Raw genomic sequence first — 14,940 nt, forward strand, 5'->3', positions numbered from 1 at the left:
GACGGGAGTCCGCTTATTCTTCACTGAGAAGATCGCTGCCGTGCATATCGATCATCTCAAGAGCTTTGCCGCCGCCGCGGGCGACACAGGTCAGCGGATCTTCCGCGACGATCACCGGAATACCGGTTTCTTCCATCAGCAGGCGATCAAGGTTACGCAGCAGCGCACCACCGCCGGTCAGCACCATTCCGCGTTCGGAAATATCGGATGCCAGCTCCGGCGGGCACTGTTCCAGCGCCAGCATCACTGCGCTGACAATACCGGTCAGCGGTTCCTGGAGAGCTTCCAGAATTTCGTTGGAGTTCAGGGTGAAACCGCGCGGAACCCCTTCCGCCAGGTTACGGCCGCGGACTTCAATTTCAAGCACTTCGTCAGTCGGGTAAGCCGAACCGATTTCGTGTTTGATGCGTTCTGCGGTTGCTTCACCAATCAGTGAACCATAGTTACGGCGCACATAATTAATGATAGCTTCGTCGAAACGGTCGCCGCCGATACGGACAGAAGAGGAGTAAACCACACCATTCAGGGAGATAACCGCCACTTCGGTGGTACCGCCGCCGATATCCACCACCATGGAACCGGTCGCTTCTGATACCGGTAAACCGGCACCGATAGCCGCTGAAACCGGCTCTTCAATCAGATACACTTCACGGGCACCGGCGCTGAGCGCAGATTCACGGATAGCACGGCGCTCAACCTGGGTTGCGCCGACCGGCACACACACCAGAACACGCGGGCTCGGGCGCATAAAACTGTTACTGTGAACCTGTTTGATAAAATGCTGGAGCATTTTTTCGGTCACAAAAAAGTCAGCGATAACACCGTCTTTCATCGGACGGATTGCTGCGATATTGCCGGGGGTACGGCCCAGCATGCGTTTGGCCTCATGGCCAACAGCAGCAACACTTTTGGTTGAACCCGGACGATCCTGGCGGATAGCCACGACAGACGGTTCATCCAGAACAATGCCTTGTCCTTTGACATAAATCAGGGTATTGGCTGTACCCAGGTCAATCGACAGGTCGTTGGAAAACATGCCACGAATTTTTTTAAACATACAAAAGGATAATCCTGCAAGCCGGGGACGGGGAAAAAACCCGTCTACTTTACCAACCACGTTTCTTTGCGACAAGCCACAGATTGCACCTTGCCGGCAGCGTGTCCACATCACATCAGGGAGCGGTCTATTCTAGATAATTTTTATATACTGCGCAGTATAAAGCTGCATAAAAACGCAGACTTTTTCACATATTTGATAAAATACGCGCAGGCAGATTAAAATTAATGTAAAAAATCCGGCTGCTGCCTTCTTTTCGTCATTAATTCCTGCAAACTTCCGAACAGTTGACCGGTAACTATGCATCAAGTTCAACCGGATTCTATATAATATACGCAATCTTACAATCGGCCTGACGCCCGTTGTTTCTATCCTCGCATTAAAACAAGCTGCTTAACCCCCGATAAGACGACAAAAACACCGGGTTATTCGCCGGATTATGATGGACAAGCAACACCACTGACTAAGAATAATCTTAAAAAACCGTAAATATAAATAACCGTATCCCGGATACAACCCCGTTATATCCCGTTCTGCCCGTATTGACCGCCGTAATATCTGCGGAACTTGCCAATTTCCCGGCGCGGATGCACTATAACGCACCACCTGCGTACCACTGCGGCGGGCAACGATTTATCGTTGCTTATTCTCACACGGGTCATCTTACGTAATATCCGCCTCCGGAATGCCGGTTATGTGAGCACACCGGCAGAAAAACACCCTGATGTCCGGGCGTGCCTGTTAAAAAACCGGCAGGCAGACTACTATCAGCAAACGGATGCAAACGGCGGTTATTTCTCCCGGATATTCAGATAATGCGTATGATGAACTGGTCAGCCCTGTCGCGGTTCCGGTCTGTTCAGACCAGTATTTTGCTGCGAACTGCAATGAAATGTTTATAATGTCGCCCTTCCTCTGTAAAAATTAATATTGCCTGCGGTGAGAAAAAGGTGACAACGCATTAACATCGCGTTATCTTGTGCGTTTACGTTAGATTGCAGGAGATACCGGCAGGATGACCGAAAGTTATCATATTTTGTTACTGAACGGCCCGAATCTTAACCTGCTGGGCACGCGGGAACCCGATAAATACGGGACGCTCACGCTCGCGGATATCGTTGCAACGCTGACCCGGGATGCCGGTCAGTGTGGCGTTACACTAAGCCATCTGCAATCCAACGCCGAGCACGAACTCATCGACAGAATTCATGCTGCACGGGGAAACACCGATTTTATTCTGATAAACCCGGCTGCATTCACTCACACCAGTGTGGCTCTGCGTGATGCCCTGCTGGCCGTCAGCATCCCGTTTATCGAGATCCATCTGTCGAATGTACACGCACGGGAGCCGTTCCGTCACCACTCTTATCTCTCTGATATCGCCACCGGTGTTATCTGCGGGCTGGGTGCGGAAGGCTACCGTTATGCTTTACAGGCAGCGGTTCACCGTCTGTCACAATTAACTCAACACTAAGAGTACGGAATCATCTCATGGATATTCGTAAAATAAAAAAACTGATCGAGCTGGTCGAAGAGTCCGGTATTTCTGAGCTGGAAATTTCTGAAGGCGAAGAGTCAGTACGCATCAGCCGCGCGTTACCGGTTCAGGCTATGGCCGTACCACAGCAATACAGCGCACCTGTTCAGCAGCCTGCATTAGCAGCCGCTGTCGCACCATCCGCAGGTCTGGCTGATCCGGCACCGGAAAAAGAGATTGCCGGTCATGTGGTCCGCTCTCCGATGGTCGGTACGTTCTACCGTTCACCAAGCCCGGATGCGAAAGCCTTTATTGAAGTCGGTAAACAGGTCAATGCCGGTGACACCCTGTGCATCGTCGAAGCCATGAAAATGATGAACCAGATCGAAGCTGACAAAGCCGGTGTGGTTAAAGCAATTCTGTTAAAAGACGGCGATGCTGTCGAATTTGACGAGCCACTGGTCGTCATCGAATAACGGGGCGAATCATGCTGGAAAAAATCCTTATTGCCAACCGGGGTGAAATTGCACTGCGGATCCTGCGGGCCTGTAAAGAGCTCGGGATCAAAGCGGTCGCTGTTCACTCTTCCGCAGATCGTGATTTAAAACACGTTCTGCTGGCTGACGAGACCATCTGTATCGGTCCGGCAGCCTCTGCGAAAAGTTATCTGAATATCCCGGCCATTATCTCTGCCGCTGAAATTTCCGGCGCACAGGCTATCCACCCGGGGTACGGATTCTTATCTGAAAACGCGGACTTTGCCGAGCAGGTTGAGCGCTCCGGCTTCACGTTTATCGGCCCGAAAGCGGAAACCATCCGCCTGATGGGCGACAAAGTGTCGGCTATCCGCGCGATGAAAGAAACCGGCGTTCCGTGTGTACCGGGCTCTGACGGCCCGCTCAGCGACGATATGCCGCTGAACCACACCATTGCCAAACGTATCGGTTTCCCGGTCATCATCAAAGCCTCCGGCGGCGGCGGCGGACGCGGTATGCGCGTTGTCCGCAATGATGAAGATCTGGAAGAAGCGATTGCAATGACCAAAGCCGAAGCCAAAGCGGCCTTCAACAACGACATGGTTTACATGGAAAAATTCCTTGAGAACCCGCGTCACGTTGAAATCCAGGTGATGGCGGATGGTCAGGGTAACGCCATCTATCTGGCGGAACGCGACTGCTCCATGCAGCGCCGTCACCAGAAAGTGGTGGAAGAAGCCCCTGCGCCGGGTATCACCCCGGCGCTGCGCAAAAGCATCGGCGAACGCTGTGCCAAAGCGTGTATCGATATCGGCTACCGTGGTGCCGGTACCTTTGAGTTCCTGTTTGAAAACGGCGAGTTCTATTTCATCGAAATGAACACCCGTATTCAGGTAGAGCACCCGGTCACTGAAATGATCACCGGTGTTGACCTGATCAAAGAGCAGCTGCGTGTCGCATCCGGCCTGCCGCTCTCTGTGAAACAGGACGATATCAAAGTCAAAGGTCACGCGATCGAATGCCGTATCAACGCCGAAGATCCGCACACCTTCTTACCGAGCCCGGGCAAAATTACCCGCTTCCACTCTCCGGGTGGTTTCGGTGTCCGCTGGGAGTCTCATATTTACGCCGGTTATACTGTGCCGCCGTATTATGATTCCATGATCGGTAAGCTCATCACCTATGGTGAAACCCGTGAAATTGCTATCGCCCGTATGAAAAATGCGCTGGCGGAACTGATTATCGACGGTATCAAAACCAATATCGAGCTGCACCAGCTGATTATGAATGATGAGAACTTCTGCAAAGGCGGCACCAACATCCATTATCTGGAGAAGAAACTCGGCCTGCACGAGGTCTGATTTTCTGTCGCTTTTCTTTCTCAGGCCCCTGTTATACAGGGGCTTTTTTATAAAGAGTATGTTATGCCTTGGATCCAAATACGCTTAAATTCCACCGGTGCTGATGCCGAAGTTATCGGTGATGAACTGACTGAAACCGGTGCTGTCTCTGTGACCTTTCAGGACAGCCACGATACCCCGATTTTTGAACCGCTGCCGGGGGAAACCCGCCTGTGGGGCGACACCGACGTGATCGGCCTGTATGACGCCGAAACAGACATGAAAGCCGTTGTTGCGCAATTACAGCAGCATCCGCTGCTGGGCGAACACTTTGTCCATAAAATCGAACAGATTGAAGACAAAGACTGGGAACGCGAATGGATGGATAACTTCCACCCGATGCGTTTCGGTCAGCGCCTGTGGATCTGCCCGAGCTGGCGTGAAATCCCTGACCCGGATGCGGTCAATGTGATGCTCGATCCGGGTCTTGCATTCGGTACCGGTACCCACCCGACTACCTCTCTGTGTCTTGAATGGCTCGACGGGCTGGATCTGAACGGTAAAACCGTGATCGATTTCGGCTGCGGCTCCGGGATCCTGGCGATCGCCGCCCTCAAACTGGGCGCAAAAGAAGCTATCGGTATCGATATCGACCCGCAGGCGATTCAGGCCAGCAGGGACAACGCAGAGCGCAACGGCGTCTCAGACAAGCTGACCCTTTACCTCTCTGATAAAAAGCCGCAGACGCTCTCTGCGGACGTTGTGGTGGCCAATATCCTGGCCGGTCCGCTGCGTGAACTGGCACCGGTGATCGGCGCGCTGCCGCAGGCCGGCGGATTACTCGGGTTATCCGGCGTGCTCGCGACTCAGGCGGAAGGCGTGGCAGAGGCTTACCGTGACGCCTTTGAGATTGATGAGATTGCCGAAAAAGAAGAATGGTGCCGGATCACCGCCACAAAACGCGGCTGATATTCTTACTTTTTGGTATATAAATCGTGCGTTTGCGTGATTAAGTGAATATATTTTAAGCAATTTCACGCAAACGCATTTTATTCTGAAAATTAAATCATAAAACCGCACGGTATGCTGTTCTGAGCTAACTTATTGTTACAACAGACTAATTAATAAAATCCGAAAAAAGCAATAAAAAAAATTTCGCCGTAAAGGTCGATTTGCTCAAAGTTTGTCCTTTCATATCTTTGAAAAAATGCGTAATATACGCGCCCTTGCAGTCACAGTATGGCCACACTTCTTCGTCTATGCGTATCGGACAATACCAGTTGAAAAACCGCCTTATCGCGGCCCCTATGGCAGGCATCACCGATCGGCCTTTCCGGTCGTTGTGCTATGAAATGGGCGCGGGTATGGCCGTCTCAGAGATGCTTTCTTCCAACCCCCAGGTCTGGAAGACGGACAAATCGAGATTACGCATGGTACACAGTGATGAGCCAGGTATCCGTTCTGTGCAGATAGCCGGTAATGATCCCGGTGAAATGGCGGCTGCGGCAAAGATTAATGTTGCCGGTGGTGCGCAGGTCATCGATATCAATATGGGGTGTCCGGCCAAAAAAGTGAACCGTAAGCTGGCAGGCTCCGCCCTGCTGCGTTATCCGGCGCTGGTGGAAGAGATTCTGAAAGCGGTGGTTAATGCGGTGGACGTACCCGTCACACTGAAAATTCGCACCGGCTGGTCACCGGAAGAACGGAACTGTGTCACGATTGCCCAATTGGCCGAGCGTTGCGGTATTCAGGCTCTTACGATCCATGGCAGGACCCGTGCCTGTCTGTTTAATGGGGAAGCCGAATACGACAACATCCGGACAGTTAAGCAGACTGTTGCCATCCCGGTTATTGCCAATGGCGACATTACTGACCCGCTTAAAGCCGGGGCAGTACTGGACTACACCGGCGCAGACGCGCTGATGATTGGTCGTGCTGCTCAGGGAAGACCCTGGATCTTCCGGGAAATCCAGCACTATCTGGACACAGGCGAACTGTTGCCGCCCCTGCCCGGTGCAGAGGTGAAACGCATAATGTGCGAGCATGTGCGGGAATTGCACGACTTTTACGGTCAAAGCAAGGGAGCCCGCATAGCCCGCAAGCACGTTTCCTGGTATATGCAGGAACATGCACCTGATGTTCAGTTTCGGCGCACATTCAACGCCATTGAGGATGCCGGCGAACAGCTGGAGGCGTTGGAGGCATATTTTGAAAATTTTTTGCGTAAATAAAGAAAAGAGCTGACAGAACTATGTTCGAACAACGCGTAAATTCTGACGTACTAACCGTTGCTACTGTAAATTCACAAGATCAGGTAACTCAAAAGCCGTTACGTGACTCAGTTAAGCAAGCACTGAAGAACTATTTTGCTCAATTAAACGGTCAGGATGTTAATGAACTGTATGAGCTGGTACTGGCTGAAGTTGAACAGCCATTGTTGGACATGGTGATGCAATACACCCGTGGTAACCAGACCCGCGCTGCCCTGATGATGGGTATCAACCGCGGTACTCTGCGTAAAAAACTGAAAAAATACGGCATGAACTAAGTAATACCGTTTAATGCTCTGAATCGAAAAGCCTTTTCAGGATAACTGAAAGGGCTTTTTTGTTGCAGCTTATCCGAACGCTGATACCGTTTGGTGCGCAATAATGCCTGCCGGTTGAACATCATGCGGTTCCGGCGGCTGTCTGTGCAGCTGTAATTTTTACTTACGATAACGTCGTATTTTTTTATTGCACTAATATGAATAAAATGATGAACTTAAGGTAAATTTACCATATACCTTATGAAGATAGTTAATGTCACGCGCTATTTACCAGTCAGTAACCGGTGAAAATCAGGGATTGATCTCGCAGGGAGCATCTTCCGGAGAGTCACCGGGGTCTGATTATCAACCGGGACATGAGCATGAAATTTATATCACAAGCCCGGCTTTGCAGACATCCGGACATGATGACAGTGTAAACCGGAACGTTACATTGACTAAATTAATTGATTCGGCATTACCATTATTATTTGAAGCCATTCAGAATAATTAAAAATGCACTTTAATTTCATGGGAAATAGCGGCATTAAAACATCAACATAAGGGAAATAATTTATTAAACCAATTATTTCTTTGGAGAGTAGTTGTTATGGCTAACAATATATATATGACAATAAATGGCAAAAATCAAGGCGGGATTTCTGATGGTTGCTCATCTTATAAATCACTGGGTAATAAGTATCAGGCATCACATACTGATGAAATATTGGTAATAGCGGTTTCTTTTGATATATCAAGGGCACAAAATCTAACTCACGGCCCGGTTTCAATAACAAAATACGTGGATAAATCCACGCCATTATTGATTACCGCTGTAACGAATAATGAAGTAATGGATTGTGAAATTGATTATTACCGTACATCCGATGCTGGTGCTCAGGAGAAATATATGACCATTCTTTTACGGAATGCGAGCATCATTAACTTTTCACAAACACACGCTAACTCTCTGATGCAAAATGATGCGTTACCCAGTGAAACGCTGACACTTCGTTATGAAAGCATTACCTGTAATCATATCATGGCATCAACATCAGGTTACAGCATCGCCAGTACCGTATAGTTTTATTTATTGGCTGAAAATAATAATTTTCAGCCAATAAATTATTTTCTTATATTTGGTGATGAAAAAAAAGCAAGAATAAAAGAAAATAAAAGGCTACTCCATATTATAATATCTTTATTTCCACCTGATGATATAAAAAATCGTCCAAGAATGAAATTTTCACCAAGTTTAAATACTGTTAGATACCCTCCCCCAATAGCCATTATTACTAATATGTAAATAAAGTCTAGAAATGAATTATTTATTTTTATTAAAAAATTCATTAATTTCCTTGTAACAAAAAACACAACAAAAAAAATAATATAATATAAAAATATTTGATACCAACCAAATGGTATTTTTGTTAATGTATTAAAATCTGTCATTTTTTACTCTTGTTATTATACAAATCATAGGTTGAGTATATCGTCACGGCATCTAAAAACCCCTCTGAATATAAAGCAGCCGGAGACATTAATCTCCATGTTGCAATAAAATCAGTGTCTATGTAGTTATAAAGTTTGAATGCTCCTGGTTTTAATGCTGGATTTACCATACCGCCTGCGGATAATGTCAGATCGACGAAATTATAAATCATATCTGCTTCATCGTTACCATACCCTAATTCTTTTGATACATATCTGTAACCATCCCTTAAATATCCGCTGGTGTTTTCCCTGAATAAAAGATAGTAACCATTTTCATACATATTATTCGTGCCCTGAGCGATCAGTCCCACACTTAATGAACTACACAGCAGACCAACACTGGCTGCGCAAGCGCCATAACCAGCGATAATCTGCATACCGCCACCAACAAATCCAACTTGTTTTAAAAAAAGAGTTGTGACACCATTTTTTTCATTCTTAACAGCTTCAACATAAGCATATTGTCGGACTTCCTGAAGCTGAATTGCTCTTTGCTGCTCTTTCAGTAACGCCCTCATATCTTCGATATTATCCAGTCCTGCTGATAAGCTCAGGCAGGCGTTTCTTACCTCCCATTCATTTCTTGAAATGAACTGACTTATATCCCTTAAAAACTTCATTCTCACTTCGGAGTTATGTATATGCATAAACGCGATTGTTTCGGCTTCTTTCCGGAGTTCATTTGAAATGTTATTCAGGGTACTTTGATATGCGTCACTGAATGAATAATCTAATTCGTACTGGCTCATTTGTTACCTGAGGAAGTAAGTAAAATTTACGCCATTATGCTTTTCCTAAGGATATTTGCCAATAATTACATCACCAAAACCTAAATTTTCCACAATATAACCACATAAAAAGCGTATTTTTCCGGAATTCCCATCCTCTTTTGACTGATACAAGGGTTGTTATCCGCCGGAGGCATTCAGAACTGCCTGAGCTTTACCGTTATTTATCATTCTGCGGACATGATGATAAGTCCTGAATCCTTTTCCCCGGGATAAGCACAATTAAAAAGCAATAACCGGAGTGTTCCGTTTCTTTTCCTCTTCCATGATAAACGCAGATATTTCGCCGGACAGCGAAGCATTGATTTTTCTGTCCGCTATTATCCCCGGCACAGCAGCCCGGATTATCAGGAGAGAAAAATGAACACACTGCAGCAGGTATTACATCAATCATTACAGGCGGTTCAGGCAGGGTATTCCTCCGGACTGAGACAAAGCGGACAATTACTCAATTTTGCACCGTCACAAATTTCACAGCTGCAGGATGACCTGCAGTGTCTGTACGGGCAGCCGCTGCCGCGTTTTCCGGATCCGCAGGTGATCAGCAGTAAACTGGCGGCAGCACAGCGCCTGCACCGGCAAATCCCCGCACAGAACGGGGTGTTATGGCAGCATTTCCGGAAAGAAGCCGCAAAACTGAACCCGGCGGATGATGCCGCTCTGACCGATGTGCTGCTCCGCTGGCTGTTCACACATATCGCTGCCGTCTGAACAAAAACGCCTTTTCTGAACAGCAGAAAAGGCGTTACGGATATTAACCGGGTCCGGTTCAGATTATAACGGCAGACGTTCGCGGTTAACAAAAACCATGCCGCTTTGTGCCATATAAATAGCACCGTCCTGTTCGGCCATTCTGCGTATCCGGTGGGTATCGATTGACAGAAATTCAAAATTGTATCTTTTCAGATGTTCAATCCAATATTCCGGTGGCTGCAGATTCACATGGTGATATCCGCCCTGTCCCGGCAGTGCGTGGGTCATCACCAGAATCCGCCCGCAGGCAAATGACTGCAGAAGATGATCCACAAACATTTCCTCAATATGTTCAACCACTTCCTGACAATGAACCAGATCCACGCGGCACTGTACGGAAGAGCGGGTCAAATCAACCTTCAGAGAGGGATAAAGTGAGTTCTCAACATTGGATTCCAGCCCTTCCACCGCCAGTGTCTGTAAACCGGCGCGGTGAAAATAATTCGCCGCGTAGCCCATGCCGGCACCGACATCCAGCACAGAGTGCAGCGCAAAACGTTTAATCAGATAATCCCATACTGTCGGTGAATAGGTATGCGGGTCTCCCTCCAGGATATTCCCGCCCAGGTGCTCATCCTCACCATAACCACGATTTACGATAAAACCGGACATTTATTGCTTCCTTTTCAGTCAGTTTCCGGACAGCACACGACAAACGAACTCCGCCCGGCAGTCAGATGCCTGTTATAACGGAACGGTTAAACAGTAACAAGCGGAGGATTCTGTTTCTTTACCATCCGGCGTTACTGTGTTTCATCAAACCAGGGCTGCTGAAATAACCGGATGACCAGCGCGAGATTTTCCTGCCCGACAGCAGCAGCAATTTCATCACACAATCCTGTTTTGATAGCTTCATAGGCGTCATAGCATTGCTGCCCGTACGGTGTCATTTTCACCCCTTTGAGCTTTTTGCTGCCCTGAACATCAAAGATGGTGATTAATCCTTTCTCTTCCATCTGGCGGATGAATTTATGAATCGCCTGACGGGAAATGGTGACTGTCGCGGAAATATCGGCTATGGATACCGGCTGGTCATACACCCTCGATAAAATGTACCACTCCGAATTACTCATATGAATGTCGCTGCGGGCATTCCAGAGTGCATCAATCCGTTCACGGAGCAGTGTGTGCCGCTCACTGATAAGGTCGATAAAATCCAGGTCATTCAATGCAATTTTCACGCGCTCCCCCCTTTCCTTTTTGTGCAGTATACCAAAAACAATTGGTCAACTAAGTTGACCATTATCGCAAAGTGCGTTACTTTTCTTTTCGTCAACCTGGTTGATGAAATAATAGGATAAGAATGTGACAACAGAAGCAACAATACAGGTACGCTATCCGAAAATAATGCTGAGCGTACTGATGGCCGGGACATTTACCGGCCTGTTCGGGGAAACCGCATTAAATATGGCGCTCACCAATCTGATGAGCCAGTTCTCTCTCTCCGCCGGTCAGGCGCAATGGCTGGTGACCGGCTACCTGCTGACCCTGGCGGTGTTCGTGCCGGTGTCGGCGTTTCTGGTGCGCTGGTTTAATACCAGAGTGCTGATCCTCACTGCGCTGTGTGTCTCTCTCGCCGGTTGTCTGGTAGCCGCACTGGCCCCCGGTTTTGCCGTGCTGCTGCTCGGGCGGGTTATCCAGGCTGTCGGTACCGGGGTGATATTACCGGTAATGATGAGTGCTGCGCTGCTCATTTTCCCGGTCTATCAGCGCGGGATGGTGATGGGGATGATAGGTATTGCGATCACCCTGGCGCCTGCACTGGGGCCGACAATCTCCGGCTTTATTATCACCCTGTTGAGCTGGCATGCTATTTTCTGGCTCAGTGCGCTGGCCTATGCCGCCATCATTTTGTTTGCCGTGAAATCCATCGCGCCGATTGGTGACATCACGCGGCCGCGTATTGATATCATGTCTCTCCTGCTTTCCTCCGCCGGATTCAGCGGCATCATCTACGGGCTGGCTATCCTGGCGGAACACAGCCTGAGCGATCCCGCTGTCTGGGGCTCCCTGCTGGCGGGGGTTCTCTGCCTCGGCGTATTTGCCCGCCGTCAGACACACATGGCGATGCCGATGATCCACCCGGATGTTTTCCGTAATCCGCTGTTTATTATCGGCCTGATCATGATGATCCTGAGCATGATGAGTGTGCTCTCCGCCGCGATTATTCTGCCGGTGTTCCTGAAAGATGTGCTGATGCTGAGTGCGGCACTGGCCGGGGTTCTGCTGTTGCCGGGCAATATTATCAATGTGGTGTTCTCACCGCTGATCGGCTTTTTGTATAACCGGTTTGATTCACGCCCGTTTGTGGTCTGCGGCTCTCTGTTTATGCTGATGAGTGCTGCGTTGTTCCTGTATGCCATCGGTGAAAATGCGCCGGTGTGGCAGATTGTCGCCGCCTTTATGCTCCTGTGCCTGGGTGTCACCTGTGTGATCATGCCCGCGCAGACCACTGCCATGAGTGCCCTGCCCGCCCGGTTATACGCTGATGGCTCTGCCGTCTGGAATACCTTTTATCAGGTAGCCGGTGCCGTTGGTACCGCTTCGGCCATCTCTCTGATGTCTTTTTACCGTGACACCGCGGCACAGCAGACAGCAACCGCCGCACTGGCATCGGGGATCCATGCCGTATTCCGGCTGAGCCTGCTGCTCGGCCTGTTATCACTGGTTTTCGCCTTCTTCATGAAAAAACCGCGCCCGCATGCTGATGCGGCGTAATCACCTGAATTCACTCTGATGGCTGCTCCGGCAGCCTTTTTCATTATTTATCACAGCCGTCATCCGCACACATGTCACTGATGACGGTAATAATTATCATTCAATGAGATAGGATGTATGACTGCACTATACCGCACGTCCCTGTTCCGGCTTTCGCTGGCGGCTTTACTGGTTGCCGGTGTCTGCCACGCCGCTGAAGATGAAATCGTGGTCACCGCCGCGCCGCCTGCGGTCAGCCCGCCGGACAGCAACGGCACATACCGCGCCACACACAGCGACAGCGCCACCAAAACCGCCACACCGCTGAACAAAGTTCCTTCTTCAGTTTCGGTGATCAGTGAGGAGGAAATCACCGCCCGCAATCCCGCCACACTGAAACAGGCGCTGGGATATACCCCCGGCGTGGTGACCGGTACGTCCGGCAGTTCATCCGTTTTCGACAGTGTGATGATGCGCGGCTTCCATAATGTCAGCCAGAATATCTATCTGGACGGATTAAAAGTACAGGGGGATATGTATGCGGAGAGCCGGATGCTGCCGGACTTTATGCAGCGGATTGATGTGCTTAAAGGCCCGGCGTCGGTACTTTACGGACAATCCAATCCGGGCGGCGTGGTCACCATGACCTCCAAACGTCCGCAGATGGATCCGCTGCGGGAAATCCGCTTACAGGCCGGGAATCACCACCTGTGGCAGACCGGGTTTGATCTCAGTGACGCCCTGAATGATGAGGAAACACAGGCTTACCGCCTGACCGGCACACTGCATGACCAGCATCAGCAACAACAGGGAGAACGGGAACGGTATTATGCCTTGCAGAGCTCTTATCTCTGGCAGCCGGATGATGCCACTTCTTTACTGCTTACCGCGCAGGCCATGAATGCCCCGCGCAACGGCTATTATGGCTGGCTGCCGCGTGAAGGAACAGTGGACAGCGGCGCTGCCGGGAAATTGCCGGCCGGTTTCAACGAAGGCGAGCCGGGCTATAACCGCTTTGAACGGCAGCAGCGGCTGATCGGCTGGCAGTTTGATCATGCATTCAATGATAACTGGTCGCTGCATCAGGGATTACGTTATCAGCACATCAGCACTAACTGGCGCACCATTTACGGCAGCGGATTATGCAGCAGCAATCCGGCGGCCTGTTACGGCGTGCCGCAGCAGGATCTCTCATCCACCCTCTCCCGCAGTCATATCCGTAATGACGAACGGCTGTCCGGCCTGGTGACTGACACCCATGTCATCCACAACATCAGCGGTCACGGCTGGCGTAATACCCTGATGACGGGCGTGGATTACTCACAACTGCGCAACCGGATGACCAATGAGATGGGCGTTGCCGCTCCGCTGGATCTGCGATCCCCGCAGTACGGCAATCTGACAACAATGCCCCTGGCAGACAGCGGCACTGTTAATAAGAATCATCAGACCGGAATTTATGCCCAGGATCAGCTTTTCCTTAATGACTGGACATTCACCCTCGGCGGCCGCTATGACGAAAACACCAGCAAATCGCGCAGCCACGATAACCTCAGCGGCGCAGACAGCGCCCATCACCAGACAGACAGGGAGTTCACCTGGCGCGGCGGAGTAAACTATCAGCTGCCTTATGGTTTCGCCCCGTATTTCAGCTACAGCGAATCCTTTGAGCCAAGCACTGCGGCTACTGTCAGCGGAAAACCGCTGTCACCGTCACGCGGAAAACAATATGAGGCCGGACTGAAATACTTACCGGACAATTCTGCTCTGTCCGCCACACTCGCAGTGTATGAACTGACCAAAGATAATAACCTGCACCGTGATCCTCTGAATCCGTTTTTCAGTGTTCAGGGCGGGAAAATCCGTTCGCGGGGGATTGAGCTGGAAACCAAAGCCGCGCTGACCTACAACTGGAACCTGATTGCCGGGTATGCCTATACCGATACCCGTTTCCGTCAGCAGGAGGAGAATGCCAATCATCACCCCGCCATGGTTCCGGCGCACACTGCCTCGCTGTGGACAGATTACACTTTTGACAGTACCCCGCTCAGCGGCCTGACTGTCGGCGGAGGTGTGCGTTATAACGGTAAGACACAAGGGGATGACACCAACAGCTTCACCGTTCCCGCCTATACCGTGGCGGATATGATGCTGAGCTACCGGCTTGATAACCTCCCTGCTCTTGAGGATGCGGAAATCGCGCTGAATATCAATAATCTGTTCAATAAGCATTATGTCTCCGCCTGCTTTACGGATGCGGCATGCAGCCGGGGCAATGACCGTCAGATAACCACCACACTGACACTTCACTGGTAAAAGGGATAAAAAAAA

General features: G+C 49.8%; 15 protein-coding genes. 10 read left to right on the forward strand and 5 right to left on the reverse strand.

The genetic code is table 11. The features are described 5' to 3' along the window. Window positions 1-13: 13 nt before the first annotated feature. A complete protein-coding gene (gene mreB / locus U868_RS0102180; protein WP_004236290.1) occupies window positions 14-1,057 on the reverse strand; it encodes a rod shape-determining protein MreB in 1,044 nt (347 codons plus the stop codon). 1,015 nt (window positions 1,058-2,072) lie between these two features. Between mreB and aroQ the strand changes: the two genes are divergently transcribed. The 7 genes from aroQ (at window position 2,073) to U868_RS0102235 (ending at window position 7,961) form a co-directional block, all read left to right on the forward strand. Then, a complete protein-coding gene (gene aroQ / locus U868_RS0102195; RefSeq protein ID WP_025151860.1) occupies window positions 2,073-2,531 on the forward strand; it encodes a type II 3-dehydroquinate dehydratase in 459 nt (152 codons plus the stop codon). Between the two features lie 17 nt (window positions 2,532-2,548). After that, window positions 2,549-3,010, forward strand: a complete 462-nt coding sequence (gene accB / locus U868_RS0102200) for an acetyl-CoA carboxylase biotin carboxyl carrier protein (protein WP_025151861.1) — start codon at window positions 2,549-2,551, stop codon at window positions 3,008-3,010. A gap of 11 nt (window positions 3,011-3,021) precedes the next feature. Next, on the forward strand, window positions 3,022-4,371 hold the full coding sequence (accC, locus tag U868_RS0102205; RefSeq protein ID WP_025151862.1) for an acetyl-CoA carboxylase biotin carboxylase subunit: 1,350 nt from the start codon (window positions 3,022-3,024) through the stop codon (window positions 4,369-4,371). A 63-nt stretch (window positions 4,372-4,434) separates the two neighbouring features. Next, window positions 4,435-5,319, forward strand: a complete 885-nt coding sequence (gene prmA, locus U868_RS0102210; RefSeq protein ID WP_025151863.1) for a 50S ribosomal protein L11 methyltransferase — start codon at window positions 4,435-4,437, stop codon at window positions 5,317-5,319. A gap of 290 nt (window positions 5,320-5,609) precedes the next feature. After that, a complete protein-coding gene (dusB, locus tag U868_RS0102215; RefSeq protein WP_025151864.1) occupies window positions 5,610-6,581 on the forward strand; it encodes a tRNA dihydrouridine synthase DusB in 972 nt (323 codons plus the stop codon). A 20-nt stretch (window positions 6,582-6,601) separates the two neighbouring features. Then, the gene (gene fis, locus U868_RS0102220; protein WP_004240545.1) at window positions 6,602-6,898 is read left to right on the forward strand and encodes a DNA-binding transcriptional regulator Fis; all 297 of its coding nucleotides are present in this window, start codon (window positions 6,602-6,604) and stop codon (window positions 6,896-6,898) included. A gap of 589 nt (window positions 6,899-7,487) precedes the next feature. Next, window positions 7,488-7,961 carry an Hcp family type VI secretion system effector gene (locus U868_RS0102235; RefSeq protein WP_025151866.1) on the forward strand — a complete coding sequence of 158 codons (474 nt, stop codon included), beginning with the start codon at window positions 7,488-7,490 and terminating at the stop codon, window positions 7,959-7,961. Window positions 7,962-8,002: 41 nt separating this feature from the next. Here U868_RS0102235 and U868_RS0102240 read toward each other — a convergent pair whose 3' ends face one another. Next, the gene (locus U868_RS0102240; protein WP_025151867.1) at window positions 8,003-8,329 is read right to left on the reverse strand and encodes a hypothetical protein; all 327 of its coding nucleotides are present in this window, start codon (window positions 8,327-8,329) and stop codon (window positions 8,003-8,005) included. Further along, the gene (locus U868_RS23340; protein ID WP_025151868.1) at window positions 8,326-9,120 is read right to left on the reverse strand and encodes a DUF4225 domain-containing protein; all 795 of its coding nucleotides are present in this window, start codon (window positions 9,118-9,120) and stop codon (window positions 8,326-8,328) included. The genes U868_RS0102240 and U868_RS23340 overlap by 4 nt, the downstream gene beginning before the upstream one ends. Before the next feature lie 399 nt (window positions 9,121-9,519). Here U868_RS23340 and U868_RS0102255 point away from each other — a divergent pair, with 399 nt between their 5' ends. Continuing rightward, window positions 9,520-9,870, forward strand: a complete 351-nt coding sequence (locus U868_RS0102255; protein WP_025151869.1) for a hypothetical protein — start codon at window positions 9,520-9,522, stop codon at window positions 9,868-9,870. Window positions 9,871-9,933: 63 nt separating this feature from the next. Here U868_RS0102255 and U868_RS0102260 read toward each other — a convergent pair whose 3' ends face one another. Both U868_RS0102260 and U868_RS0102265 read right to left on the reverse strand, forming a co-directional pair. After that, window positions 9,934-10,524 (reverse strand): class I SAM-dependent methyltransferase, encoded by a 591-nt coding sequence (locus tag U868_RS0102260; RefSeq protein WP_025151870.1) that lies wholly within the window; start codon window positions 10,522-10,524, stop codon window positions 9,934-9,936. 131 nt (window positions 10,525-10,655) lie between these two features. Beyond that, on the reverse strand, window positions 10,656-11,093 hold the full coding sequence (locus U868_RS0102265) for a MarR family winged helix-turn-helix transcriptional regulator (RefSeq protein WP_025151871.1): 438 nt from the start codon (window positions 11,091-11,093) through the stop codon (window positions 10,656-10,658). 124 nt (window positions 11,094-11,217) lie between these two features. Between U868_RS0102265 and U868_RS0102270 the strand changes: the two genes are divergently transcribed. Continuing rightward, entirely contained in the window at window positions 11,218-12,630 is a 1,413-nt protein-coding gene (locus tag U868_RS0102270; protein ID WP_240182642.1) for a DHA2 family efflux MFS transporter permease subunit, read from the forward strand. Between the two features lie 117 nt (window positions 12,631-12,747). Continuing rightward, entirely contained in the window at window positions 12,748-14,925 is a 2,178-nt protein-coding gene (locus U868_RS0102275; RefSeq protein ID WP_025151873.1) for a TonB-dependent siderophore receptor, read from the forward strand. Window positions 14,926-14,940 lie beyond the last annotated feature (15 nt).

It is taken from the genome of Morganella morganii H1r (assembly GCF_000633515.1).
GTDB lineage: Bacteria > Pseudomonadota > Gammaproteobacteria > Enterobacterales > Enterobacteriaceae > Morganella > Morganella morganii_B.